Source organism: Limnobacter sp. UBA3528 (assembly GCF_002377005.1).
Taxonomy (GTDB): domain Bacteria; phylum Pseudomonadota; class Gammaproteobacteria; order Burkholderiales; family Burkholderiaceae_B; genus Limnobacter.
This window is the reverse complement of sequence record NZ_DFOZ01000018.1, coordinates 16358-42772: the sequence shown is the minus strand read 5'-3', so window position 1 is coordinate 42772 and position 26415 is coordinate 16358. Positions and strand designations below refer to the sequence as shown.

Sequence of the window (26415 nt, the reverse complement as noted above, 5' to 3'; positions counted from 1 at the left end):
CGCAGCAGAACAATTACACTTCATGTACAAACAATTCCCGCTCAAAGCGAATTTGAGGCCAGAACACGCCATCATCGGCGCGCTCGCCAGCCCCGATCACCATGATCGGGAAAGCATCGTCGGTCAGCTTTAATAATTTACGCACGCGGGCTTCGTCGTAACCTTCCATCATGCAGGTGTCGAAGCCGTGCGCACGCAATGCCAGCACCAGGTTTTCACAGGCCAATGCTGCACTTTTCGCTGCCCACAACTCCACTTCGCTCCGCGTGTAGGGGCCGCGTGGCAAGGGTGCGATCAAGCCGCCCACATTCGATGCAGCCTTCTTCACCATTGCGAAACTGTTCAATGGGCCGGGTGAATAGTTGTAAGGAATCAGTTGGTAGTAGCGACGCACCAGCGTGGGCACTTCCGGCATGGGCCAGTCTTTGATCATCTTTTTGGAAAACTCGCTGACCCGGTCAACACGCGCCACGCACACAATCAGTTCCTGTGCCGTTTTTGCAGCCAGTTGGCCCAAACAGGCCGTGACCAATTTGGCTTTTTTGGCTGGGGTTTTCACCACATAGAATTCCCAGGGCTGCAAACCCGACGAACAGGGTGCGAGCAAAGCCATGTCCAGGCACTCGTCCAGCACTTCTTTGGGAATGGGTTTGTCGGTGAACTTGCGCACAGATCTTCTGCTTTCAACCACCTTCTTGAAGTTGGCTGCGCTGATGCCCTTGGGCGCTGGTTCGTAATAGCGCTGCTTGCCATCCACTTCGATGGTTTTGAATTTTCTTGTGGCTGCTTTCATGTGTTGCGTGCTCCAGACTGCTTAAAGATTGAACCCAGTTTTTGATAAATATTTTTCATGCCGTGCTCAAAGTCGTCCATCAAGGTGTAGACCACCGGAATGACCAAGAGGCTGAGGAAAGTAGAGGTCATCAAACCACCAATCACGGCAATGGCCATGGGGCTGCGGAAACTGGTGTCTGCATCACCTGTGCCAATTGCGATTGGCAACATGCCTGCAGCCATGGCAATGGTGGTCATGATGATAGGGCGTGCCCGTTTGTGGCAGGCATCCACCACTGCATCCAGCCGGTTCATGCCCTTTTCGTTGCGTGCAACAATGGCGTATTCCACCAGCAAAATAGAGTTCTTGGTGGCAATGCCCATCAACATGATCAAGCCGATCAGCGAGGGCATGGAAAAACTTTTCCCTGCGATCAACAGGCCCACAAACGCGCCACCCAAACTCAGTGGCAATGCAGCCAGAATTGTGACGGGTTGCAGGAAGTCTTTGAACAACAACACCAGCACCACAAAAATACACAACACACCAGTGAGCATGGCCAAACCAAAACTGGCAAACAGCTCTTCCATCACTTCGGCATCGCCAATGTTTCGCTGCGCCACACCGGGTGGCAGACTTTTGATGCTGGGCAATTGTTGAACAGCTGCGGCCACATCACCCAAAGGTTGCCCTTGCAATTCAATTTCAAAGTTCACATTGCGTGCACGGTCGTAGCGATCAATTACCGAAGGGCCCGCGTTGATACCCAACGTTGCCACCTGGTTCAGAGGCACACTGGGTACCCCTGGTTTCGCTGAGGGAACTGCGAGGCGTTCAAGCACGCTGAGGTCTTTTCGGGCTTCGTCGTCGAGGCGAACCACAATCGGCACTTGCCGTTGCGACAGGTTCAGTTTGGGCAAGGCTGCATCGTAATCACCCACTGTAGCCACACGCAGGGTTTCGCCCATGGCTGCTGTGCTCACGCCCAGGTCGGCTGCTTTGGCAAAATCGGGCTTGATCCAGATTTCCGGGCGAACCAAAGCTGCACTGGAGGCAATGGAGCCCAAACCGGGAATGGTGCGCAAATCGCGCTCCACTTCACTGGCTGCTTTGGACAGGGCTTCCCCGTCTTCACCAGACAGCACCAACACATACTTTTCACCCGAAGCACCCAAGCCCACCTTATAACGCACACCCGGCAGGTTGCTGAGCGCCTCGCGCATTTGCGTTTCTGTCACCTGCTTGCGCACGGCACGTTCGCCGCGCGGATCCAGCAACACAGTGAGCGTGGCTTTACGCACCTCAGCCTGCCCGCTCATCATGAACGGGTCGGTGCCGGCTGCACCGCCGCCAATGGTGGTATACACACTTCGTACGTACTCCACTTCACTGATCAGTTCACGGGCTTTTTCGGCCGCCTTGCGAGTTTGCTCGTAGGTGCTGCCCGGCTGCAATTCAATGTAAACCTGCGTTTGCGACAAATCATCGGGCGGGATAAAACCGGTGGGCAACAAAGGAATCAGCAGGATGGAACCAATAAAAAAAGCACCAGCCGCGATACAGGTAATCAGCCTGTGCGCCAAAGCCCAGCGCACCCAGTCCAGGTAACGGGCCATCATTTTGCCAGGCTCATTTTTCTCACTTTCATGGCCGGCCGATTTCAACATGTAAGCGGCCATCATGGGCGTTAACATGCGGGCCACGACCAGTGAAGCGAACACGGCCAGCGCGGCGGTCCAGCCAAACTGCTTGAAGAATTTACCAGCAATGCCGCTCATGAAGGCCGTGGGCAAAAACACGGCAATCAGGGTGAACGTGGTTGCGATTACAGCAAGGCCAATTTCATCGGCGGCCTCGCGAGCGGCATCCAGTGGGCTTTTGCCCATGCGAAGGTGGCGCACAATATTTTCCACTTCCACAATGGCGTCATCGACCAAAATACCCACCACCAGCGACATGGCCAGCAAGGAAACCACGTTCAAGCTGAACCCCAGGTAGTACATGCCGGCAAACGCCGGAATGACTGACAAAGGCAAGGCCACAGCCGACACAAAGGTAGCGCGCCAGTCGCGCAGAAAAAACCACACCACCACCACGGCGAGAAATGCGCCCTCATAGAGCATTTTCATGGAGCTGTCGAAATCATCTTCCACAGGCTCTACAAAGTTGAAAGCCTCGACAATCGTAAGGTCGGGCCGCTGCGCTTGCAGTTCAGCCAAGGCCGTGGCCACACCCTGGCCCACCTCAACTTCACTGGCACCTTTGCTGCGGGTAATTTCGAAACCCACCACATCTTGGCCATTGAGCAAGGCAGCCGATCGCCGATCGGCGATGGTGTCTTTAATCGTCGCGATTTCTGGCAACTTCACACGGCGACCATTGCTCAGCACAATTGAAATTTCTTTCAATTGGTTGGCATTTTCTACGGTGGCAATGGTGCGCAGCGGTTGCTCACCCACACCAAGATCGGCCCGGCCACCCGCAGTTTCCAATTGGGTATTGCGCAGTTGACGGGATACATCGAGTGCGCTCACGCCCAGTGCCTGCATTTTTAACGGGTCAAGCTCGACAACAACTTCTCGCGTAACACCGCCCACCCTGTTTACTGCGCCCACACCTTTCACATTCAACAGTGTTTTGGTGATGGTGTCGTCCACGTACCAAGACAAACCTTCCTCATCAAACGCAGTGGATGCGATGGTGTAAGCCAACACAGGAGCGCCACTTAACTCCAGTTTGTTGACCACCGGGTCGCGCAAGTCAGTAGGCAGGTCTGCACGCACACGCGACACGGCAGACCGTACATCGTCCACGGCCTCTTGTGTGTCTTTCTCAAGATTGAACTCGACCGTGATGCTGACAATGCCGTCTTGAATCTTGGTGTAAATGTGTTTGAGTTGTTGCAGCGTGGCCAGCGAGTTCTCGATTTTGCGAGCCACATCGTTTTCAAGCTGTGAAGGCGATGCACCGGGCAGGCTCGCAGTGACCAGCACCGTGGGCAGTTCAATGTCAGGGAACTGCTGAATCTTCATGCTTGAAAAGCTGTACAGACCCATCACGGTGAGCAGGAAGAACAGCATCACCGCTGGAATGGGGTTCTTGATTGACCAGGTCGAGACGTTCACTGAACCACCTTCACCAAGTCGCCGTGGGCCAGGAAGGCCACACCGCTTTTCACCACTTTGTCACCGGGGCTTAAACCCTCCAGTACCTCGATAAACTCACCCTGCGCTTTGTTAACCCGCAACTTGATGCGCTGCACCTTGCTGCTGGCTTGGTCCAGCGTAAACGCATAGGTGAAACCATCCCGTTCAATCACTGCGGTTTGTGGAATTACAGTGGCAGTTTGCGCACCCAAATCAAATTCGCCACGCAGGTACATGCCAGGCTTCAAACCCTTGGCGTAGGCACCGGGAATATCGACATAGACCATGCCGGTTCGGGATTGCACATTGATGACCGGGCTGAGTGTTCGAACCTTGCCGCTCAAAGCTTGATCATTGTTGAATACGGTCACCGCCATGCCCTCTGAAATTCGGGCCAGCTCTGCATCAGTGACCTCCGCCTGCCACTCCAGCCGCTGCTGGCGCACCAATCGGAATAATTCTTGCCCTGGGGCGGGCACTGACCCCAAGGTGGCAGTGCGTGCGCTGATTACTCCGTCGTCCAGCGCGGTCACCGTGGTGTTGCGCAAGCGAATTTCCTGCTGGGTTTGCAAGGCCCGGGCCGACAGCAAACGGGCCTGTGCAGACTTTTCCGCGGCAATCACCTGGTTGCGTTCTTGCGCACTAACCGCGCCCGCATCGGTGATGTTGCGAATCATGTCAGCATTCAGCTTCGCCTGCTCAAACAAAGCCTGTGCTTCGGCCACGCCCGCTTTGGCTTGTGCCAAATCGGCGTTCACGGTTTGTTGATCAAACAGGGCAAGCGTTTGCCCTTTTTTCACAACATCACCGACCTCGGCGCGCAAAGAATCAATTCGCACACCGTTGAGTTGTGCCCCAATCACGGCCTCTTGCCAGGCAGCCACACTGCCATTCACCGACAGGGTTAGAGGAATGGTTTTTTCCTCGACTGCGGCCAGTTCAACCGAAAGGCTGGCCTTGCCGGGCGCTTGATTTTCGGTTGTCGCATTGGGCGCTTGCTCAGCACCCGGAGAACAAGCGCTTAGCAGCCATGTTGCCGCGAACAGGGCAACTGGATACTTCGTGAACACCATTGAAATTTTCATTTGCTGCAATCCTGTTTGCGTCGTTTACTTTCACCGTCGAGCATGGCACGGGCATAGCCGGCCAGGCGTTCAGACAATGTATCGATGGCCTTGGCACTGCCCATTAATTTGGGGCACACCACATCCACCACGTCTTGGGCCACATAAAAGTTGACCGCCATACCCATCATGGCGAAGGCCAGGCGCTGAATATCCAGGTCGGGTTTCGTCAAACCAAAATAAGCGGTCAACATATTCACCAAGGCCATGTGCTGCGGCTTGATTTCCGCATCAATTTCATGCTCCCAGGCACCAGTGGGTTCAATCATTTCGCGGAAATGCAATTTCATCACGAGGCGAAAGGTTTCCCCGTGCTTCAAGGGCTCCAGAAAATCCCGAAACAATTGCTTCAACGCCTTGTCCACATCGGTGCTGTTCAAATCAGGAATGCCCTGCTCGAACGGCGTGCCACACAAAGGTTCGGTGTAAGCGGCCCGGTAAAGGCCAGCCTTGTCACCAAAGTAATAGCGAATGGATGAAATGTTGGCACCCGCCTTGTCAGCGATTTCGCGCGTGGACGCGCCTTCATAGCCCTTTTCAGCGAAGGTAATGAGTGCAGCCTGCACCAGCTTTTGCCGTGCAGATTGCTGCTTGTCTTGAAGCATGGGAAAGTCCGAAATTAATTCAATCGATTGATTTAAAAATATATCAAACGAATGATTAAACAGCAATCGCGAAAGGCTCTTTTGTCCGGATTGAAACGAATCGACACCACTGAATTCCTGAAACTTGCTACTCTTTGTTGGCAAATTCAAAAAACAACAATCAGGAGACAAACATGGGTGTGGCACAAAAAGGCAGCAACGCGTTAAGAAAACTGAAATCGGTCGCTCAAAAACGGGCATCCAGCCTTCCGGCCAGCAATTTGATCAATGCCGTGGTGGATCAGGTGAACCAGTTTGAAACCGGGATCAAGCAAACCGTGGACGGCGTTCAGGACAAAGTGAAAGGTTTGCAGGCCAACCTTTTGAAAATGTACCAGGCCAACAAAGAACTGGAACAGGAAAACCGGGAGCTCGCCAAAACCATGGTGGGCCTTGAAAAAGAAAATGCCCACCTGACCATGAAACTGGATCGCACCCAGATGGAACTCGATGTCTTGAAGGCCAAGCTGGAGAACATTGGCAAACTGGTCAGCGGCTACGAAGAATCGATTGCAGCCGTAACCCGTAGCACCAAGACCAAGCGCAAATAACATGACACGCACGCCCATTCCCCGCTTCGAAGACAACTATTCCGAGGAAGCCGCCAAAGCACGTCGCGAATTTTTGACGCAGCACACCGGTGCCAGCCTTCAACACACTGGCACCTACTCCCTGCCCCCAGAAAGTTTGAAAAGCAACACCGAGAACTTCATTGGCGTGGTGCAAATGCCGGTGGGTGTGGCTGGGCCTGTGTTGATTCATGGTGAACATGCGCAGGGCTGGTTCTATGTGCCACTGGCCACCACCGAAGGCACACTGGTGGCCAGCTACAGCCGGGGCATGCGCATGGTGAGCGAATCCGGCGGTGTGAAGGTGACTGTGGCTGAAGAATTCATGCAGCGCGCCCCGCTGTTTGAATTCGACGATGCCCGAGCCGCCAAACGGTTTTTGAACTGGTTGAATGAGAACCTTCAAACAGTGAAAGCCGAGGCTGAGAAAACCACCGGCTTTGGCAAGCTTGAGCACATTCAAACCTGGCAGGTTGCGCGCATGGTGTACACGCGCTTTAACTACACCACGGGCGACGCGGCCGGGCAAAACATGTGTGGCAAGGCCACCCATGCCGCTTGCCAGTGGGTGCTGAAAAACAGCCCGGAAGCAATTACTTACTTTGCCCTGAGCGGTGCCATTGAAACCGACAAAAAGCATTCGCACATGAACTTGCTGCACAGCCGGGGCAAGCGGGTGATTGCGGAAGCCACCATTCAGCGTGAAGTGCTGCAAAGGCTGGCACGCACCACACCTGAAACAATTTTCAAGCAGCGCCAGCGCAGTGCCATCGGCGCGCAACTGGCGGGCAGCGCCTACAGTGGGCCCCACTCGGCCAACGGCATTGCCGCGTTGTTCATTGCCACCGGGCAAGACGAGGCCAATGTAGTTGAAAGCCACACCGGCATGGTGTTCATGGACATTACGGCCAATGGGGATTTGTATTTTTCTGTCACATTGCCTTCCGTGATTTGTGCCACCAAGGGCGGCGGAACTGGCCTGGCCACTCAAGCAGAATGCCTGAGAATGCTCGGCTGCGAAGGCAGCGGCAAGGCACGCAAACTGGCGGAGATTGTGGGTGCCACGGTGTTGGCGGGTGATTTGTCTTTGTTGTCGGCCATTCTGGCCGATGAGTGGGTTTCTTCCCACGACGCTTACGGCAGAAACCGCTAGGTCAGTAAATCACTGACCGCTGGTGCAGTGCGGAATGACTTGTAATGTGTTTCAGTGCACACTCGTTTTACAACACAAAAAACGAGGAGACAGAATGCAGGCTCAAGCAGGACCCACGCTGGTCAAAAGACTTACTGGCCTCGTGACGAAAGTCTCCGACGCCTTTGCATTCCCACTTCGAACTTCCCACTACATTGAACTGGTCAACCCACTGTGGAGTACCCACGCCCTGCAGGCGCGGGTTGAAGCCGTGTGGGACGAAACCTCCGATTCACGCACCATTACATTGCGGCCCGGGCTGAACTGGCGAAGCCACCGCCCAGGTCAACATTTGCGCATTGGTGTGCCCATTGGCGGGCAACATTTCACACGCACCTATTCCATCAGTTCTGCCCCGGAGCGAAACGACGGTTGCTTCACCATCACCGTGAAAGCAATCGACAATGGCCGCATGTCGCACCACCTGGTTCGCAAGTTGAAAGTGGGCGATTACGTGCCGATTGGTGTGCCCCAAGGCGACTTTTACCTGCCCGATGCACAGCCAGTACTGCCACTGTTTATTACTGCGGGTAGCGGAATTACGCCCATCATGAGCATGTTGCGCAGCCTGGTGCTTCAGGAACGCATGCCCAACACCGTGCACATTCACTACGCACCACACACTTACGACGTCATTTTTGGGCGTGAACTGAAAGAAATTTCAGACCAACAAAAGCTGTACACACTGAACCTGGTGCACACCCGTGAGCCAGGCCAGAAGCCGGAAGAAATCACCGGCAAACGCCCCCACTTTTCCAAAGAGCAACTGGAACAGCTTTGCCCCGACTGGCGCAAACGCGATGTGTACGCCTGTGGTCCGCAGGCCATGCTGGATTCTATCGAGAAGCTTTACGAAGCCGAAGGACTCAGTCGCCAGGTGCACACCGAGCGATTCCGAGCACAACTGGCGGGGGTACCCACCGAAGTTAAAACCGGCGTGGTGAAATTTTTGAACAGCAATGTGAGTGCCAATTCTGACGGTGAAACGAATTTGCTTCGCCTTGCCGAAGATTCTGGCTTGAACCCGGAACACGGTTGCCGGATGGGTATTTGCCATGGTTGCGATGTGAAACTGGCCAGCGGCTGTGTACGCGATTTGCGCACGAATGCGCTGATCAATGAAACAGGACAAGTGATTCAGATTTGCGTGTGCGCAGCAGTGGGCGACGCAGAAATCGAAGTGTAAGCAACACAGGAAGCAGGAGACAAACATGGGCATGCCAAAACATTTGAGCGCCAGCGACATCGAAGAATTCGGTCGCGAAATGGACGCCATACGCAATGAAATTGCAGACTCGCTGGGCAGCAAAGACCGCGCCTACATTCTCTCGGTCATCAAATGGCAGCGAACCCTGATGCTGGCCGGGCGTATTGTGGTGTTTCTCAGCTTTTTCCTGTTGCCAATGAGCGACTGGACCTTCACAGGCTGGCCGCAATTCTGGGCAGTGCTGTTGCTGGGTGCGGTCATGCTGGGCGTGTCGAAAAGCATTGAGAACATGGAGTTGGGCCACAACATCATGCATGCGCAGTTCGACTGGATGCGCGACCCCAACATTCAATCCAACACCTGGGAATGGGACAACGTCTGCCCTTCCGACCAGTGGAAACACAGCCACAACGTGGTGCACCACACCTGGACCAATGTGCATGGCAAAGACCCAGACATTGGTTATGGTGTGCTGCGCGTCACAGACGACCAGCGCTGGCATGCCAAATACCTGTTCAACCCGGTGATCAACTTTGTGCTGATGATGATGTTTCAGTGGGGTGTGGCCCTGCACGATCTGGAAGCTGACAAATTGCTGGCTGGCAAGAAAAGCTTTAAAGAAATCATTCCCATGCTGAAACGGATTGGCTGGAAGGTACGCCACCAGCTGTTGAAAGACTATGTGTGTTGGCCTGTATTGGGCGCAGCAGTCACAGTGCCAGTCACTGTGTTTTTCGGATTTGATGTGGTGAATATTGCGTTGGCTGGTTTCGGCTTCACGATTGTGGCCAACCTGATCGCCAACGGCATTCGCAACATTTGGTCGAATGTGATCATTTTCTGCGGCCACTTCCCGGCCGGTGTACACCACTTCACCAAAGAAGAAGTGGAAGGCGAAACCCGCGCAGCCTGGTATGTGCGCCAACTGCTGGGCAGCTGCAATATTACCGGTGGCAAGTTGTTCCATATTTTGTCGGGCAACCTGAGCCACCAGATTGAGCACCACCTGTTTCCGGACATTCCTGCCAACCGCTATGCGGAGATGTCACCCCGGGTACAGGCTTTGGCTGCGCGCTATGGCCTGCCCTACAACAAGGGCAGCTTCACGCGCCAGTTTGGCACCACCACCTGGAATATCTGGCGTTTGTCTTTGCCCTGAAACTAAACCGCCTGAACGGTGCTGTATGCGAAAAACAGCACCAGACTGGCGGCCATGGTTCCGTTGAACCACTTCAAACGCAGCGGGCTGTTAATCAAGGCCCGCAAGCGTGCACCCAACACAAGCCACAATCCCACGCACAACAAACCCACACTGGCCATGATCACGGCCACCATCAATACATCCAGTACAGGCGTATTCGAGCTGGCCGGGAAAAGCGCGACAGCCGCTGTGGCCATGAACCACGCTTTGGGATTCACCCACTGAAACAACACCGCATTGAAAAAGCTCAGTGGTTTGGCGCCTGGCTTCAGCGCATCGGCAGACGGTGAAAAGCTGGCAATGCGCCAGGCCAAATACACCATCATCAACAGGCTGAACACCAACAGGGCCGTGTGAAACCAAGGCAAGCTTTCAAACACCGCATTCAAACCCAGACCCATGGCCAGCAGCATCAAGGGAAAGCCCACAATAATGCCGAAGAAATGCGGCAGGCTTTTTCGCACGCCAAAATTCATGCTGCTTGTCATGATCATCAGGTTATTGGGCCCGGGCGTAATAATGCTTAAAAATGCGAACAGAGCAATGGCTTGAAAGTGCTGCATGGCGAACTCCTTTTGTGGAGTAACAATGGAACACTCACTGTAAGAACTTTTGCAATTTCAGTACAGATTCAGGATAATGAAATAATGTGCAGTACAGATAAATCTTACGAAAATCTGTACTGCTTTTGAAATTCGACTTCTGTGCGGGTACCCCATGAAACTGGAACGTTGGCAAGTCATTGCAGCTGGCATTTGTTCGCTGATCCTGACCGTGGGTTTGGCCCGATTTTCTTACACGCCTTTGCTGCCCATCATGCGCGACCAGGCTGGCTTAAGCGCCTTTGATGGTGGCTGGCTGGCCACCGTCAATTACATTGGCTACATCAGCGGCGCCTTGTTGGCCTCGACACTCAGCAACCTGGATTACAAATACCTGCTTTACCGTTTCGGCCTGATTGTGGCCGTAATCAGCACCATTGGCATGGGCCTGACCACCGATGTCAACCTGTGGGTATTTCTGCGCTTTATTTCGGGTGTGTCCAGTACCGCAGGCATGTTGATCGCATCGGGCCTGATCATGAACTGGCTGGCCCGCCAAAACCTGAAAACCGAACTAGGTCTGCACTTTGCCGGGGCGGGCATGGGTTTGGTGTTGTCTGGCCTTGCTGTCATGGCCATGGTGGACCATTTGGCCTGGGACCAACAATGGTGGGTGTTGGGTGTGGTGGGCATTGTTTTCTTCGTGCCCGCCTGGATATGGATGCCCAAACCCGCCAAGGCAGGCAGCGCAGAAGCACAGGTGGCCGATGTGGCACCACCCAGCGCAAAATGGATACGCTTAATGCTTGGCGCTTACTTCTGTGCCGGCTTTGGCTACGTGATCAGCGCCACCTTCATTGTGGCCATTGCTGAAACCCTGCCTGAACTTCAAGGCAAGGGCCCCTGGGTGTGGGTGGTGGTCGGGCTGGCGGCGATGCCCTCCACTTTCATTTGGGATCGCGTGGCCCGAATTACCGGTGTATTCGAGGCACTGGTGCTGGCGTATGTTCTGCAAATCATCTCCATTCTGATGGCTGGTTTCATCGATGGCTATTGGGCCAACATGGTTAGCGCGGTGCTGTTTGGCGGCACGTTTGCAGGCATTGTGAACCTGACACTGAGCATTGCAGGCCGGCAATTCCCCGCCAACCCCAGCAAGGCAATGGCCCGCATGACACTCAGCTACGGTGTGTCGCAAATTGCAGCACCCGCCCTGGCCGGTGTGATTGCAGAACGCACGGGCACCTACCGTGGCTCGCTGTACCTGGCCGCGGCATTGATGGTGGCGGGTGTGTTCATGGTGTGGCAACTGAAAAAGCAAACCGAGGTTTAAGCGGTGGACACGACCTCTTGCAAATACGAAACACTGGCTTTAAACCTGCAGGCCTTGATTGAAAACAATCATTTTGCAGCGGGGTACAAACTGCCCTCGATTCGAAAGCTCTCGGAACAATGGCACTACTCCATCGACACGGTACAAAAAGCACTGAACCTGCTTGAAGACCGGGGCTACGTACAACCTGTTGCGAAATCCGGCTACTACGTGCAAGCCCGCAATGTGCCCGTTGGGGCCGTGTGCACGCAGGCCCCCGATTCAATTGTGCTGGAACCGCCGGTTAACCTGGAGGTAGCGGACCAAATTGCCATGCTGCTTCGAAGTTCGACCCGCGAGGGTGTGGCACCACTGGGTGTTGCTTTTCCAGCCCATGAATTGTTGCCGATCGCCACCCTGCGCCGAAGCTATGCCACTGTGAACCGTACCCGCCCTGACCTGCTCACCCTGGGCAGCCACGTGGAACCCAACCAGCCGGAATTGGTGCAACAACTGCAACAACGGTTTGAGTTGATGGGCATGAAATTGAAACGCGATGAACTGGTGATTACCGATGGCTGCACTGAGGCCCTTAGCCTGGCCCTGCAAAGCGTGGCCAAGCACAACGACATTGTGGCGGTAGAGTCGCCCGGGTATTACCTGCTGTTGCAAATGATCGAATCGCTGGGCCTGCGCGCCCTTGAAATTCCAAGCAGCCCCGAGCATGGCATGTCGCTGGAAGCGCTTGAAATTGCCGTGAAGCAAACCCGAATCGCGGCTTGTATTGTGTGCCCCACCGCCAGCAACCCCATGGGTTCTGTGATGCCCGACATCAACCGAAAAAAGTTGCTGGAGCTGGCCGAGAAATACGACTTTCCAATTGTGGAAGACAATGTGTACGCCGACCTGTACTTCGAACGGTTCCGACCACGGCCACTGAAGGCGGGCAAGCAAAGCGACCGGGTACTGATGTGTGGCTCGTTTTCGAAATCACTGAGCCCATCGCTTCGAATTGGCTATGTGGCAGGCGGCAAGTACGCCGCACAGGTATTGTCCAAGAAGCGGATTCTCAGCGGTTCAACCAACCCGATTACCCAGGTGGCTGTGGCGCATTACCTTGAAAAAGGATCGTTCGAGCGGCACTTGCGCACCTTGCGCCAGCAGTTTGAAACACAGGTGCGTGCCATGGGCAATTTGGTGCTGAAACATTTCCCGCAGGGCACCCGGATTTCTGAACCCAAAGGTGGATTTGTGCTGTGGGTTGAACTGCCGGGCGACATCGATACTGCCGCCCTGTTCAAAAAGGCCATTGCCCGCAAAGTCGCCTACATGCCGGGCAGCGTATTCTCTGCCAGCGGCCTGTACAAAAACTGCATCCGCCTGAATTGTGGCCACCCGGTGACAGACGACACCGCAGTGGCCATTGCAAAGTTGGGTGCCTTGTTTGAAGGCTCACTCGTCGCCTAGCCACACCACCTTGTACAAGTCGCGGCGGCGATCGAGGTAATTGCGAACAGAGCCCTCATTCTTCAAAATTTGAAGCTTGTCCAGGTCCACATCCACAATCAGGGTCATCTCGGTGTTGGGCGTGGTTTCCGCCATGATTGCATCGTGCGGAAATGCGAAATCAGACGGTGAAAACACGGCGGTTTGCCCGTATTGAATGTCGACATTGTCCACCTTGGGCAAATTACCAAAACTGCCTGAAATGGCCACATAGCACTCATTTTCAATGGCGCGGGCCTGCGCACAACGGCGCACACGCAGATAACCGTTCTTGGTGTCGGTCCAGAAAGGTACCAACAATATTTGCATGTCCTTGTCGGCCAGCACCCGCGACAGCTCTGGAAACTCGGAGTCGTAACAAATCAGGATGCCGATTTTTCCGAAGTCGGTGTCAAACACACTCAACTTGCTGCCCCCCTCCATCATCCATTCACGCTTTTCATGCGGTGTGGGGTGAATTTTGTACTGCGCTTCAACCGTGCCATCGCGGCGGCACAAATAGGCCACGTTGTACAAGGCACCATCTTCCATCACCGGCATGGAACCCGCCACCACATTGATGTTGTAGCTCACCGCCATGCGACTCATCTCGTCGCGAATTTGATCGGTGTAAGTGGCCAGGTGGCGAATCGCCTCCAAGGAATTGCCGTTGCCCGCCAGGCCCATCAAAGGCGCGTTGAAAAATTCGGGAAACAAGGCCACATCACAGCGGTAATCTGAAAGCGCATTGATGAAGTACTCGGCCTGTTTTACCACGTCTTCCACGCTGTGGAATTCACGCATTTGCCACTGCACGCAACCCAGGCGTGCGGTGGTTTTGGGCGCGCCAAACAGCATGGGTTTTTCAGGTTCGTAGTAAATATTGAACCACTCCAGCAAGGTGGCATAGCCTTGCGACTCTTTGTCCTCTGGCAGGTAGCCCTTCAGCACCTGCTTCACCTCAAAGTCGTTGCTCAACTGAAAAGTCAAAATCGGGTCGTAAATGTCTTTGCGTTTCACTGCCGCAATGTACTGCTGCGGCGACATCTCTTTCATGTGCTCTTTGTAACCAGGAATTCGGCCGCCCGCCATAATCGCGCGCAGGTTCAGGTTTTGGCATAGTTCTTTGCGGGCTTCATACAAACGGCGACCCAAACGCATATTGCGGTATTCGGGATCGGCAAACACATCAATGCCGTACAACACGTCGCCCTTGGGGTCGTGTGTGGTGGCGTAAATGTTGCCGGTAATTTCCATGTAGGTGTGTTTGTCACCAAACTTGTCGTAATCCACCACCACTGCAAAGGCTGCAGCGATCACCTTGCCATCGTCTTCGATGCAAATCTGGCCTTCGGGGAATGTTTTAAGGATTGAACGAAATTTGGCCTCGGGCAACGCACCGCCCGCGCTGTGGTAAACCACTTCCATAATGCGCTTGATATCAGGGTAATCAGACACCTGCAAATTGCGCAGCGTTAGCTTGTGTTCGGTGTGTTCATATTCGGTGTTTTCGATTTCTGTCGACATGTTTTCAACTCCATTTGTTTACTCTATGAACCCTTCTATTAGAACACATTCGTTAATTTGATGAATTTTTGGTCAATAAGCCAAGGGCTTCTTGGTTTGACAATTCTAGAGTGCTGCGGTTATCCTTCGCGCCTCCTTGGCAGACTTCACATGATTAAAAATTTCCGCGCGGACTGGTTATCCAACGTCCGACACGACCTTCTTGCCGGCCTGGTTGTTGCGCTGGCGCTAATTCCCGAGGCGATCGCCTTCTCCATCATTGCCGGTGTCGATCCGAAGGTGGGTCTGTACGCCTCGTTCTGTATTGCAACCGTGATTGCGTTCACTGGCGGGCGGCCAGGCATGATTTCCGCTGCCACCGGGGCCATGGCTTTGGTCATGGTCACCTTGGTGAAAGACTACGGCCTTCAATACCTGCTGGTGGCTACGCTATTAACCGGAGTGCTTCAAATTTTGGCCGGGGTGTTGCAACTGGGCAAGTTGATGCGCTTTGTATCCCGATCTGTCATCACAGGTTTCGTGAATGCACTGGCCATTCTGATCTTCATGGCGCAACTGCCTGAACTGATCAACGTGACATGGCATGTGTACGCCATGGTGGCGGCGGGCCTGGGCATTATTTACCTGCTGCCCTACCTGACCAAAGCAGTACCATCCCCGTTGGTGGCTATTGTGGTGCTGACCGCGTTCAGCATCGCGGTGGGGCTTGATATTCGCACGGTGGGCGACATGGGCGAATTACCAGACTCCTTGCCGGTGTTCCTGCTGCCCGATGTACCCTGGACGCTTGAAACCTTAAAAATCGTATTTCCGTTTTCACTGACCCTGGCCGTGGTGGGCTTGCTGGAATCGATGATGACCGCGCAAATTGTGGACGACCTGACCGACACACCCAGCGACAAAAACCGCGAGTGTGTAGGCCAAGGTGTATCAAATATTGCAGCGGGTTTTCTGGGTGGCATGGCCGGTTGCGCCATGATCGGGCAGTCTGTGATCAATGTGAAATCAGGCGGCCGTGGGCGCTTGTCCACTTTATGTGCCGGCGTTTTCCTGTTGATCATGGTGGTATTCATAGGCGACTACGTGGCGCTGATACCGATGGCTGCTTTGGTGGCCGTCATGATTATGGTGTCAATCGGTACATTCAACTGGGCATCAATTCGCAACCTGCGAGAGCACCCAAAAAGCTCCAGCATCGTGATGCTGGCCACAGTAGCCGTTACCGTGGGTACGCATGATTTGGCGCAGGGTGTGTTGGTGGGGGTGCTGTTGTCGGGCTTCTTTTTTGCCAACAAGGTGGGTCGTATTTTGCGTGTGCAATCAAGTACGCAAGATGAAGGACGCAATCGCACTTACGTCATTTCCGGCCAGGTGTTTTTTGCCTCAGCTGAAACATTCGTCAACTCATTCGATTTCAAGGAAGAGATTGACGAAGTCACCATCGACATCAGCCTCGCTCATTTTTGGGACATCACGGCTGTTGGTGCCTTGGACAAAGTGATGCTCAAGTTCAAACGCAATCAGACCAAGGTCAATTTGTTGGGTATGAACGAAGCGACAAAAACCATGGTGGATAAATTTGGACTGCATGACAAGATGGGCCCCGGTTCGGAGCTTCCTGCGCATTAAAGCCCAGAAATAGCAGGTACAGCTCTTGCATTCCTCATGGCAAACCCACACCGGAATTTGCCATGAACGAACTGGATGCCGCCCTGCTCAGCCTGCTGATTAAAGATTCACGTTTGTCTTTTGCTGACATTGCCCGACAACTGGGGTGTTCCAGAGCCCACGCCCGCGCACGTGTGCAAGCCTTGCTGGAAGAAGGCACGGTAGAACAATTCACCGCCGTGGTGAACCCGGAAAAGCTGGGCAAAGTCACCAGCACCTTTGTTGACCTGAAGGTTAAAAGCCACGTGATTGAAGCGGTTGCAACCGAATTGGCTGCACAACCCGAGGTGGCCAGCCTGTACATCATGTCTGATCTACAAAGCCTGCACATTCACACCCTGACCGACACGCAAGAGAGTTTTTTGGCCTTCGCACAGAAATACCTGTTTGGTCAGCCCGACATTATTTCAGTGGAATGCAAGAACCTGTTGAAGCGTGTAAAACACCGCCGAGGTGGCGCGCGTTTGTAAAATCAAAGGCTCCCTGTTGTGGTGCAGTGCCACATTTTGGGTGCATGAATACATTCGACACCAAACTGCCTTATTTCAAATCCATCTGGTTCCGATTGATTTTTTCAATGCATCAATCGCATACGATTTGGTAACAAAAGTAAACAAAAGGTATACAAATGGCAGACTGGTGCAATCATCCAATGCCTCATTCTGGGGTTTAAGCAATCGACCAAGGGTAAACCCTTGATCAACAAATTCCTATATATTTCAATCACTTAAAACATTTCCGAGCTGGCACACCTTTCGCTAAAGAAGGGTTATGACCGGTCGCCATTTGTGCGGTCGGCGAACCCTTTGTTTTCCAAGCAGCAGGAGTGTGTTCCATGACCTCAATAGATCGTCGCAAGTTTATTTCAGGTGCTGCCACCGCAGCCGCAGGTGGCGCAGCCTTGGCTGTACCTGGTATTGCAAATGCACAAAATGGCAAGGTCACCATGAAAATGACCAACGCCTACCCACCTGGCTCGCCTTTTTATGTGGCAGGCCCTGGCAGCCCCACCGACTTCTGCAAGAAAGTGGAAACCATGTCGAGTGGACGCCTGAAAATTCAACACTTTGCAGCCGGCGAACTGATCCCCGCGCTGGAAGGTTTCGATGCAGTGTCTGCCGGCACCGTTGAAATGAACGCTGCGAATGCCTACTTCTGGTCAGGCAAAGCACCTGCTGCACAATATTTCACCACCGTGCCTTTCGGCATGAACACACAGGGCATGATGGCCTGGCTGTACCACGGCGACGGCATGAAGTTGTGGCAAGAGGTGTATGCGCCTTTCGGCCTGACCGCCATGCCCATGGGCAACACCGGTGTGCAAATGACAGGCTGGTTTCGCAAACCTGTTGAAACAGTGGCCGACTTGAATGGCTTGAAAATGCGTATTCCTGGCCTGGCCGGCAAGGTGTACAGCCAACTGGGTGTGAATGTGCGCTTGTTGCCCGGTGGCGAAATTTTCCCGGCACTGGAGCGTGGCGTGATCGATGCCGCTGAATTCGTGGGCCCCTTCCAGGACCGCCGCTTGGGCCTGCACAAGGCAGCCAAGTACTACTACACCACCGGCTGGCACGAACCCACCAACGTGACTGAATTGCTGATCAACAAAAAAGCTTGGGACAAGTTGCCCAAAGATTTGCAAATGATGGTGCAAATGGCAGCGCAAGCCAGCGTCATGGAAAGCCTGGCCTGGTCAGAATCGGTGAATGCCGAGGCGCTGGAAGACCTGGTGAAAAACCAGGGCGTGAAAGCACAAGCACTGCCCAAACCAATTGTGGACAAGCTGAAGGAAGCCACCATGGATACGCTGGAAAGCGTGGCCGCCTCCGACCCCTTGGCCAAAAAAGTGCACACCTCATTCATGGCATTCAAGAAGAAGCATGAATCCTGGGCAGCACTGAGCGAGAAAACCTTCCTTAACCTTTGATAAGCGGTTGTTGTCATGAAGCAAGCCATCCCCAAACTCGAGGCGTTTGTCGAGTTCACTGGGGGGCTTGCACGCTTTTGCGTGCTTGCCCTCGTCGTTTTGGTGGCCACCAACGTCATTCTTCGCTACCTGTTTTCAATTGGCCCTGTGTCGATGCAAGAACTGGAGTGGCATTTAATTTCCCCCATTGCCCTGTTCGGTTTGGCCTACGCCATGAAACACAAGGCCGATGTGCGGGTTGATTTTGTGTATGAACGCTTTGGTCCACTTGGCAAAGGCTGGATTGATTTGTTCAGCGCAGTGCTTACTTTTTTGGTGGCACTGGTGATCGTGTATTTGTCGGTGCCCTATGTCATGCAATCTTTCGACATGATGGAAGGTTCGCCCGATCCCGGTGGCCTGCCCTATCGATACCTGCTGAAAATCTTTCTGCCATTGGGCTTTGGCCTTTTGATGATTCAAGGCATCGCCAACCTGTTGCATGCTGCTGTGCAAATTAAAGAAGCGAAGGTGGCCTGATGGACAATGAATGGATTGTTCTGGGCATGATTGCAGGCTTTTTGGGCCTGATGATCATTGGTATTCCAGTGGCCATTGCCCTGACGGTTTCCGGCTTTGTGGCCGGCTACATCGGCTTTGGCCCCATGCTATTTAACCTGATGCCCGCGCGCTTGTATGGTGTGGTCAGCAATTACACCCTGTTGGCCATTCCACTGTTTGTGTTCATGGGCGTGATGCTGGAGAAAAGCCGCGTGGCTGAAGACATGCTCGACACCATCGGCACTGCAATGGGCGGGCTGAAAGGCGGCATGGGCTTGGCCATTGTGCTGGTGGGCGTGTTGATGGGTGCTTCCACAGGCATTGTGGGCGCAACCGTGGTTACTGTGGGATTGCTAACCCTACCCACCTTGATGCGCCGTGGTTACGCACCCAGTGTGGCCTGCGGCACCATTTGTGCATCGGGCACCCTGGGGCAAATTATCCCACCCAGCCTGGTGCTCATTTTGCTTTCCGACATCATGGGTGAATCGGTGGGCACCTTGTTTGCCGCTGCGCTCATTCCCGGTTTGGTGCTGGCTGGCATTTACTGCGCCTACCTTATTTTGCTGGGCATGTTTATGCCGAAGCTTGTGCCCGCAGTCCCGCTGGAAGAACGCCAGAAAATCAACAAAGCCGAGTTGCGCAAAAAGCTGATTCGCGATGTGTTGCCCCCCGTACTGCTGGTGTTTGCCGTGCTGGGGTCTATCGTGGGTGGTGTTGCTGCGCCAACAGAAGCTGCATCCATGGGTGCTTTGGGTGCCCTTTTAATTGCAGTGGGCTTTGGCCGCATGAACATGCAATTGCTGAAAGACACCATGCACGGCACCTTGACCATTTCTGCGATGGTGTACTTCATCCTGCTGTGCGCGCAGCCCTTTGCACTGGCCTTTCGCGGCTTGGGTGGAGAAGACATGGTGCACGGCTTGTTCGACATGATTCCCGGCGGTGAAGTGGGCGCTTTGCTGTTCCTGATGGCCCTGCTCTTTGTGCTCGGATTCTTCCTGGAATGGATTGAAATTTCCTACATTGCCTTGCCCATGTTTTTGCCGGTGTTCATTGGTTACGGCACCGACATGGTTTGGCTGGCCATCCTGATCGCGATGAACTTGCAGATGTCGTTCCTGACACCACCTTTTGGTTGGGCACTGTTCTTCCTGAAAGGTGTTACGCCACCGGGCATTACCACGCGCGATATTTATGTGGGTGTGCTGCCGTTCGTGTTGTTGCAGGCATTCGCTGTAGCGGTCATCTTCGTGTTCCCATCCGTTGCAACCTGGCTTCCCAAAGCCATAGGCTGGTAAACAAGGCAAGGAGCTTTCATGGAATTGTTAAGTGGATACTCCCTGCCTTGGCTGGCAGGGTTGGTGGTGGCGCTCGCCATTACTGGAACCGTTGCAGGCCTGCTGGCGGGCTTGCTGGGGGTGGGTGGCGGCATTGTGATTGTGCCGGTGTTGTACCACCTGTTTACGCTGCTGGGTGTGGATGAAAGTGTGAAAATGCATGTGGCCGTGGGTACTTCACTGGCCACCATCATTCCCACCTCGTTCATTTCGGCGAAAAGCCACAAAGCGAAAGGCAATCTGGATGAACCGCTGTTCAAAAGCCTGGTGTTGCCTTTGTTCATCGGTGTGGTCATTGGCAGTTTTGCAAGTGGCTATGTGTCGGGCGATGTGTTGTCGATTGTATTTGCCAGCATCGCTTTGCTGGTGGCCGCCAATATGGCATTTCGAAGCAAAGCAAAACCGGTGGCAGAAAGTTTGCCGCGCAGTCCTTTCAAACAAATCATGGGCACATTCATTGGCGGGTTTTCAACGCTGATGGGCATTGGTGGTGGCACCTTGAGCGTACCGATTCTGAATGCCTTCAATGTGCCGATGCACAGGGCGGTTGGCACTGCGGCGGCCATTGGTATGGTCATTAGCATTCCCGGCGCAATCGGGTTTTTACTCAATGGCTGGAACGTTGAAAATACGCCACCATTGACCATTGGTTACATCAACTTGATTGGCTTTGCACTGATCGTGCCCATGACCATGTGGATGGCCCCTGTGGGCGCACGCATGGCCAACGCCACAACCGCAGCGCGCTTAAAGCTGGCGTTTGCATTTTTCCTGTTCATTACTGCCGTACGCATGTTTTACGGCGTGTTGGGCTAAGCAATAAAAGGGAGTTAAAAGAACAATGATTCACACCAAACGCGCACTGGGCGGCGTATTTGTAGCGCCCCACCATTTGGCTGCACAGGCCGGCCGTGATGTATTGAAAGAAGGTGGCAATGCCGCGGAAGCCATGATCGCCGCTGCCGCTGCCATCGCAGTGGTGTACCCGCACATGAACTCGATTGGTGGCGACGGTTTCTGGCTGCTCAGCGAACCCGGCAAAGCGCCAGTGGGTATAGATGCCTGCGGAAAAGCTGCCGCAAAAGCAACACGTGCTTTTTACACCGAGCAAGGGTTCGATGCCATTCCCAACCGCGGACCCTTGGCTGCACTCACCGCAGCAGGCACCGTGGGTGGCTGGATCAAGGCCCATGAAGTGGCCACGCAATGGGGTGGCAAGTTGCCATTGAACCGCTTGCTGAGCGATGCGGTGATGCATGCACGCAATGGTGTGGCAGTTAGCAGCAGCCAGGAACGTTTAACCCGCGTGAAATTCGGTGAACTTTCAACTGCTCCTGGCTTTGCAGAGCATTTGCTGATGGATGGCCAAGTGCCTGCTGAAGGCAGTGTGTTGAAGCAAGGCGCTTTGGGCGACACCCTGGCGCGCATGGGCCAGGTAGGGCTTGACGATTTTTACCGGGGTGAACTGGCCCAAGCCATGGCAGACGATTTGGCCCGCGTGGGCAGCCCAATCAGCCTAGCTGACTTGAACAATCACCATGCGCAATTCGTAACGCCACTTCAGACCGAACTGAACAACAGCACGATCTACAACATGACACCGCCCACGCAGGGCATGGCCTCGCTGATGATTCTGGGCATGTTCGACACACTGGGCGTGCAAGAAGCCGATGGATTTGATTACCTGCACGGCATGGTCGAAAGCACCAAGCAAGCCTTTCTGGTGCGCGACCGGTATTGCACCGACCCTGCGTACATGACCGTGAACCCCAGCGATTTTCTGACCCGGGAAGCGCTGGCTGAGCGTGCGAAAAAAATTGACATGAAACAGGCGCTTGCCTGGCCGCAAGACCCCTGGCAAGGCGACACCATCTGGATGGGTTGCATTGACAGCGAAGGCCGCACAGCCAGCTTTATTCAAAGCGTGTTCTGGGAATTTGGATCAGGCGTGGTGTGCGCTTCAACCGGGGTGATGTGGCAAAACCGGGGCATCAGTTTTTCACTGAAAGAAGACGCGCTGCACCGGCTTGAGCCGGGCCGCAAACCCTTCCACACCCTGAACCCGGCCATGGCGCGGTTTAAAGACGGACGCAGCATGGTGTACGGCACCATGGGCGGTGAAGGCCAGCCACAAACACAAGCGGCAGTATTCAGCAGGTATGCGCTTTTCAATCAGCCATTGCAAACAGCCGTGACTGCACCGCGTTGGCTGCTGGGCCGCACATGGGGCGAACAAAGCACAAGCTTGAAACTGGAAAGCCGATTTGATGAACAACTGGTTGCCCAACTGCGCGATGCAGGCCATGTACTGGAGGTGTTGCCAGAGGCCTTCAGCGACACCATGGGACATGCCGGCGCGGTGGTACGCCACCCCAACGGCATGATGGAAGGGGCGGCCGACCCACGTTCGGATGGATCAGTGGCGTGTGTTTGATCTAGTTTTAAACGCCTTCGCTGATGCGTTTAAAATACGAGGTGTGCGCAGCAGTGCCTTCTGGCCATTGGCTTAGAAAGTGCTGCTGCCACGCGGCTTGATCGAATCGAACGCGGACCTGTTCAACCCACACAGCATTCAGTTGTGTGGACTGAAACACCAAAGCAGTGTTGTTCAAGCGGGTTGCTGAAATTCGAGTGAACAAACCGTTCAGGCTTCCGGGTTCACTGGCCATGCCTGCCGCACCATTGTTGCTGATCAAACCTGTTTGCCCGTTCGGCAGTGGCTCATGGTGAAACGCCGCACTGCACGTGTGGCTGCTGGCAAAAACATTCACTTGTGCTTTTTCAAACAGCGCTGCACGCCAGGGGGCTTCGTCAGCCCGATGCAAATGAGCAGGGTCGAAACGCCAACCCGCCAATGAGTCGCCATCACCATGCACCACAGCCACATTCAACGCGCCCACGCTGTAACGCGCAAAGAAAGGTTTCTGCAACAAGGCACCCAGTAACTCAGGCTGTTGTTGCGCGCACCGCTTCAATTCGGTGTGAATGAAGTTAGATCGATCCACCACACCCTGGTCTACATTTTCGGGATATGCACAACCGCAATCGGCCACATCCAAAGGCTCGCCCAACTCGGCTTCCACATTGCCCAAAATACAATCGTGGTTCAATACACGCTGGTTGATGTGCTCAAAATCTTCAGGCGATTTGTTGAACCAGTTGAAGTCGCCGTTGAAACAAATACGAACTTTACCCGCCTCACGTGCAGCGAGATTCTCGATGGCTTCCAACGCAAAAACGTTGCCATACAAACCGCCCACCACGTACAACACATCGCAAGGTGTTGCGGGCACCTCAGCAATTTTGGCTGCGCCATACTGGTATCGAATGGGGCAACTGCGCCCTGCCTTATCAGTCATGTTTCACTCGTACAAATGATCAAGTTGCGCTTGCGTCAATTCATGGCTGTCGCAATCCAGCACCACCTCGCCGGCTTTCAGGCCAATCACGCGGTGGCTGAGCATGGGCACAAGGCTCACATTGTGAACCACGGTAATCAGCGTAGAGTTTTCAGTGGCTTTTACCAGCAATTCACACACCTCATCGGCCGCAGTGGGATCAAGCGCGGCTGTGGGTTCATCGGCCAACACCAGTTCAGGCTGTTGCATCAACATGCGGGCTATTGCCACTTTTTGACGCTCGCCACCCGACAGTTTGTCGGCACGTTTTTCTGCCAAATGGGCCATGCCCACGGCTTTCAATGCGGCTTGTGCACGCTGTGTTTCTTCGGTTGTGAAAATTCGCGCCCAACTGCGCAAACGCGGCATGCGGGCCAAACCACCCACCAGTACATTTTCCATGGCGCTTAGCCGTGCAACCAAATGCAGGCCCTGCAACACCTGGCCAACCTGTGCACGCACAGGGCGTAAATCGCGCTCACGGCGAAGCGGAAACACAGTGTGCTGGTTCACCACAATGTGGCCGGCCGTGGGTTTTACAAACCCGTTCAAGCAACGCAACAGCGTGGACTTTCCCGCGCCGTTTCGCCCAAGAATAGCCACTTTTTCGCCGCGTGCAATTTGAAGTGATTCCACTTTCAAAATGCGTCGCCCGGCAATGACCATTTCCAGATTTTGAATGTCGATGATGTTACTGCTCATAACAAGGCCGTCCGGATTCGGCGGCTAATTGCATCAAATGCAGTCACCATCAACACCACCACGATCAAGATGCTCGACAAACGGCCCCATTGAAACAGCGCAACTGCCTCTGAAATCAGCAAGCCCAAACCACCGGCGCCAATAATGCCGAGAATGGTTGAATCGCGAATATTGTATTCCCACAGGTACAAGTGGCTGCTCACCCACTGCGGCAACACATTGGGCCACACCGACCAGAAGAAGGTTTGTGAAGGGCTTGCGCCCACGCCCTTCACAGCCTCAATCGAGGCCATGTCGAGCGTTTCTATCGATTCTGCAAACAGCTTGCCGTAAGTACCCAGACTGTGAAAAGCAATGGCCAGAATACCCGCTGTGGGGCCAAGGCCCACAATGCCGACCAACACCAGACCAAACACCAAGGTGTGAATGGATCGGGAAGTATCCAGCACCAGTCGCGAAAGCGCAGTCAGCAGGCGTGGTGCCTTGATGTTTTTTGCACTGAGCACACCAAATGGCAAAGCCAGAATGGCGCCCAGCAAAGAGCCCAAAGTTGCAATTTTGAATGTAGTCCAAGTGGCAAAACCCAATTGCACCAACCACTGTTGTTCAACCTCTTGCCGGTTCTCGGTGCGCAGCACAGTGCCGTCGTCGCTTTTGTACTGGTAAGCAGGGTCGCCCAGCCACACATCCAGAAAACTGGGGCGTGCAAACTCGGTGGCTGTTTTAATGAAATTGGCCACCGGGTTGCGGCCCATGGACAAATCGCCCGCCATGGCCAGGCTGTACACACAGCCAAAGACAATGAGCGCATACAAAAAGACCAGCCCGAAAAAACCGAGCCGGCCTTTCAAGCGCAACTTGAACTGCATCCAATTCATGGTGGTTAAGCAGCCCTCTTACTTGGGCTGCAAACGGCCAGTGGCCAGGCCTGCATCACGAATTGGCTTGTAATAGCTGTTGTCTTTTTTTGCAAAACCGGTGTAACGCGGTGGCAGCAAGTTGGGCTGGTTTTTCAGTTCAGCACCAATGCCCAATAAAGCCTCTTGCAGCTTGGCCACAAACACTTTGTCTTCAAACAACTTGCTGCTGACTGCAAATGCATCGTTGGGCAGGGGGTCGGAAGTCCAGATGATTTTCGAATCTTCCGCCTTGATCAAACCATCGGCGATCATGGCATCGCGGTTGCGGTTGTAATCTGCACCTGCATCAATTGCGCCCTGGGTGACCTGGGTTTGAATGGCTTGGTGGCTAGTGTTGATCACCTTGGAAAAATACGTGTCGGGGTTGATGCCCTGCTTCTGGAAATAGTGGAAAGGAATCAGGTAACCCGACGTGGAGCCCTTGTCGCCAAACGCAAAGGTTTTGCCTTTCAAGTCGGCCATGCTTTTGATGCCGCTTTTCGGGTTGGTCACCATGATGCCAAAATACTCTGGCTTGCCTTCGTACTCGATGGTGGCCACTGCCTGTGCTTTGGCTTCATTGTTGGCCAACACATAGCCCCATGGACCCATCAGCGCAATGTCGGTTTCACCATTGGCCAGCGACTTCGCCAAGCCTTCCCAGCTGCTCACGGTGCGCAGCTTCACGGGTTTGCCAAGTTTCTTCTCCAGGTATTGCGCCAAAGGTGTGTACGTGGCGTCGTTTTTGTCTTTGTCGGGCTGGTACAAGCCCACACCAAATTGAATCACCTCTTGGGCAAGCGCAGGCGTTGAAACAAGGGCAAAGCTGAAAGCGCCGATCAGGGCTTTGGTCAACAAACGCATGGTCAGGTTCCGTAATGAAATTGGATAATTGGAATAAAACGAAATTCTCAACGTTTATTACGCTAAACAAGCCACAAAGGTTACAGGAATTTGAATTGAATTCGAGGGGGATTGTTGCGCCAGTTGCGCACTGGCGCTTAATTCAGTCGCTTGCTGGCCAGCCAGGCCTCATAACCACCTTCCATGGCCTTGGCCTGCCTGTAACCCTGCTTGCGCAAAAGGCCGGCCACATGGGCTGCACTGACATCATCGGGGCAGGCACACATGGTGACAATGACATCGGTTTTTGGCCAGGCGCGGGCTGCAGCCAGGGCACTTTCCGCATTCGCGGGCAACCAACCCGCCAATGGCTC

Annotated in this window: 24 protein-coding genes; 13 read left to right on the top strand and 11 right to left on the bottom strand. The window is 54.0% G+C overall.

The window, feature by feature from the left end; all coding sequences use genetic code 11:
* Positions 1 to 13: 13 nt before the first annotated feature.
* From B4N58_RS04835 to B4N58_RS04820, 4 genes are read right to left on the bottom strand one after another with little or no spacing between them, the layout of a single operon-like run.
* Positions 14 to 793: a nitroreductase family protein gene (locus B4N58_RS04835; protein WP_291746415.1), complete on the bottom strand. Its 780-nt coding sequence runs from the start codon at positions 791 to 793 to the stop codon at positions 14 to 16.
* On the bottom strand, positions 790 to 3900 hold the full coding sequence (locus B4N58_RS04830; protein ID WP_291746412.1) for an efflux RND transporter permease subunit: 3111 nt from the start codon (positions 3898 to 3900) through the stop codon (positions 790 to 792). Before B4N58_RS04830 ends, B4N58_RS04835 begins: the two co-directional genes overlap by 4 nt.
* Complete coding sequence (locus B4N58_RS04825) at positions 3897 to 5006, bottom strand: efflux RND transporter periplasmic adaptor subunit (protein ID WP_291746409.1); 1110 nt, start codon at positions 5004 to 5006, stop codon at positions 3897 to 3899. The genes B4N58_RS04830 and B4N58_RS04825 overlap by 4 nt, the downstream gene beginning before the upstream one ends.
* Positions 5003 to 5650 (bottom strand): CerR family C-terminal domain-containing protein, encoded by a 648-nt coding sequence (locus B4N58_RS04820; RefSeq protein WP_008252165.1) that lies wholly within the window; start codon positions 5648 to 5650, stop codon positions 5003 to 5005. Before B4N58_RS04820 ends, B4N58_RS04825 begins: the two co-directional genes overlap by 4 nt.
* 173 nt (positions 5651 to 5823) lie before the next feature.
* Here B4N58_RS04820 and B4N58_RS04815 point away from each other — a divergent pair, with 173 nt between their 5' ends.
* The 4 genes from B4N58_RS04815 to B4N58_RS04800 all read left to right on the top strand — a co-directional run bounded on the left by B4N58_RS04815 (position 5824) and on the right by B4N58_RS04800 (position 9816).
* Positions 5824 to 6240, top strand: a complete 417-nt coding sequence (locus B4N58_RS04815) for a hypothetical protein (protein ID WP_156799699.1) — start codon at positions 5824 to 5826, stop codon at positions 6238 to 6240.
* 1 nt (position 6241) lies between these two features.
* Positions 6242 to 7411 (top strand): hydroxymethylglutaryl-CoA reductase, encoded by a 1170-nt coding sequence (locus B4N58_RS04810; protein ID WP_291746404.1) that lies wholly within the window; start codon positions 6242 to 6244, stop codon positions 7409 to 7411.
* 94 nt (positions 7412 to 7505) lie between these two features.
* Complete coding sequence (locus tag B4N58_RS04805) at positions 7506 to 8636, top strand: ferredoxin reductase (RefSeq protein ID WP_291746401.1); 1131 nt, start codon at positions 7506 to 7508, stop codon at positions 8634 to 8636.
* A 25-nt stretch (positions 8637 to 8661) separates the two neighbouring features.
* Positions 8662 to 9816 carry a fatty acid desaturase family protein gene (locus B4N58_RS04800; protein WP_291746399.1) on the top strand — a complete coding sequence of 385 codons (1155 nt, stop codon included), beginning with the start codon at positions 8662 to 8664 and terminating at the stop codon, positions 9814 to 9816.
* 2 nt (positions 9817 to 9818) lie between these two features.
* Here B4N58_RS04800 and B4N58_RS04795 read toward each other — a convergent pair whose 3' ends face one another.
* Entirely contained in the window at positions 9819 to 10421 is a 603-nt protein-coding gene (locus tag B4N58_RS04795) for a LysE family translocator (RefSeq protein WP_291746396.1), read from the bottom strand.
* Positions 10422 to 10575: 154 nt separating this feature from the next.
* On the opposite strand from B4N58_RS04795, the gene B4N58_RS04790 reads away from it, so the two are divergent.
* Both B4N58_RS04790 and B4N58_RS04785 read left to right on the top strand, forming a co-directional pair.
* Positions 10576 to 11733 carry a YbfB/YjiJ family MFS transporter gene (locus tag B4N58_RS04790; protein ID WP_291746393.1) on the top strand — a complete coding sequence of 386 codons (1158 nt, stop codon included), beginning with the start codon at positions 10576 to 10578 and terminating at the stop codon, positions 11731 to 11733.
* Between the two features lie 3 nt (positions 11734 to 11736).
* Positions 11737 to 13179: a PLP-dependent aminotransferase family protein gene (locus B4N58_RS04785; RefSeq protein WP_291746390.1), complete on the top strand. Its 1443-nt coding sequence runs from the start codon at positions 11737 to 11739 to the stop codon at positions 13177 to 13179.
* On the opposite strand, the gene B4N58_RS04780 is transcribed toward B4N58_RS04785, so the two are convergent.
* Entirely contained in the window at positions 13165 to 14724 is a 1560-nt protein-coding gene (locus tag B4N58_RS04780; RefSeq protein WP_291746387.1) for a carbon-nitrogen hydrolase family protein, read from the bottom strand. The two genes, B4N58_RS04785 and B4N58_RS04780, sit on opposite strands and share 15 nt — an antisense overlap.
* 150 nt (positions 14725 to 14874) lie before the next feature.
* Between B4N58_RS04780 and B4N58_RS04775 the strand changes: the two genes are divergently transcribed.
* The 7 genes from B4N58_RS04775 to B4N58_RS04745 all read left to right on the top strand — a co-directional run bounded on the left by B4N58_RS04775 (position 14875) and on the right by B4N58_RS04745 (position 22633).
* Positions 14875 to 16353 (top strand): SulP family inorganic anion transporter, encoded by a 1479-nt coding sequence (locus B4N58_RS04775; RefSeq protein ID WP_291746385.1) that lies wholly within the window; start codon positions 14875 to 14877, stop codon positions 16351 to 16353.
* A gap of 62 nt (positions 16354 to 16415) precedes the next feature.
* The gene (locus B4N58_RS04770; RefSeq protein WP_171099909.1) at positions 16416 to 16862 is read left to right on the top strand and encodes an Lrp/AsnC family transcriptional regulator; all 447 of its coding nucleotides are present in this window, start codon (positions 16416 to 16418) and stop codon (positions 16860 to 16862) included.
* Positions 16863 to 17227: 365 nt separating this feature from the next.
* On the top strand, positions 17228 to 18319 hold the full coding sequence (locus B4N58_RS04765) for a TRAP transporter substrate-binding protein (protein WP_291746383.1): 1092 nt from the start codon (positions 17228 to 17230) through the stop codon (positions 18317 to 18319).
* A gap of 15 nt (positions 18320 to 18334) precedes the next feature.
* Positions 18335 to 18838 carry a TRAP transporter small permease subunit gene (locus B4N58_RS04760; protein ID WP_008252177.1) on the top strand — a complete coding sequence of 168 codons (504 nt, stop codon included), beginning with the start codon at positions 18335 to 18337 and terminating at the stop codon, positions 18836 to 18838.
* Complete coding sequence (locus B4N58_RS04755) at positions 18838 to 20160, top strand: TRAP transporter large permease (RefSeq protein ID WP_291746378.1); 1323 nt, start codon at positions 18838 to 18840, stop codon at positions 20158 to 20160. The genes B4N58_RS04760 and B4N58_RS04755 overlap by 1 nt, the downstream gene beginning before the upstream one ends.
* Positions 20161 to 20178: 18 nt before the next feature.
* On the top strand, positions 20179 to 21015 hold the full coding sequence (locus B4N58_RS04750; protein ID WP_291746376.1) for a sulfite exporter TauE/SafE family protein: 837 nt from the start codon (positions 20179 to 20181) through the stop codon (positions 21013 to 21015).
* A gap of 25 nt (positions 21016 to 21040) precedes the next feature.
* Positions 21041 to 22633, top strand: coding sequence for a gamma-glutamyltransferase family protein (locus B4N58_RS04745; RefSeq protein WP_291746374.1), 1593 nt, complete (start codon positions 21041 to 21043; stop codon positions 22631 to 22633).
* A 7-nt stretch (positions 22634 to 22640) separates the two neighbouring features.
* On the opposite strand, the gene B4N58_RS04740 is transcribed toward B4N58_RS04745, so the two are convergent.
* The 5 genes from B4N58_RS04740 to B4N58_RS04720 all read right to left on the bottom strand — a co-directional run.
* Entirely contained in the window at positions 22641 to 23558 is a 918-nt protein-coding gene (locus tag B4N58_RS04740) for a hypothetical protein (protein WP_291746371.1), read from the bottom strand.
* 3 nt (positions 23559 to 23561) lie between these two features.
* Entirely contained in the window at positions 23562 to 24299 is a 738-nt protein-coding gene (locus B4N58_RS04735; RefSeq protein ID WP_291746369.1) for a phosphonate ABC transporter ATP-binding protein, read from the bottom strand.
* Complete coding sequence (phnE, locus tag B4N58_RS04730) at positions 24296 to 25177, bottom strand: phosphonate ABC transporter, permease protein PhnE (protein ID WP_291746366.1); 882 nt, start codon at positions 25175 to 25177, stop codon at positions 24296 to 24298. Before phnE ends, B4N58_RS04735 begins: the two co-directional genes overlap by 4 nt.
* A gap of 18 nt (positions 25178 to 25195) precedes the next feature.
* Positions 25196 to 26062 carry a phosphate/phosphite/phosphonate ABC transporter substrate-binding protein gene (locus tag B4N58_RS04725; RefSeq protein ID WP_291746364.1) on the bottom strand — a complete coding sequence of 289 codons (867 nt, stop codon included), beginning with the start codon at positions 26060 to 26062 and terminating at the stop codon, positions 25196 to 25198.
* Positions 26063 to 26199: 137 nt separating this feature from the next.
* Positions 26200 to 26415: rhodanese-like domain-containing protein (locus B4N58_RS04720; protein WP_291746361.1), on the bottom strand; the 216-nt coding region annotated here is incomplete at its 5' end.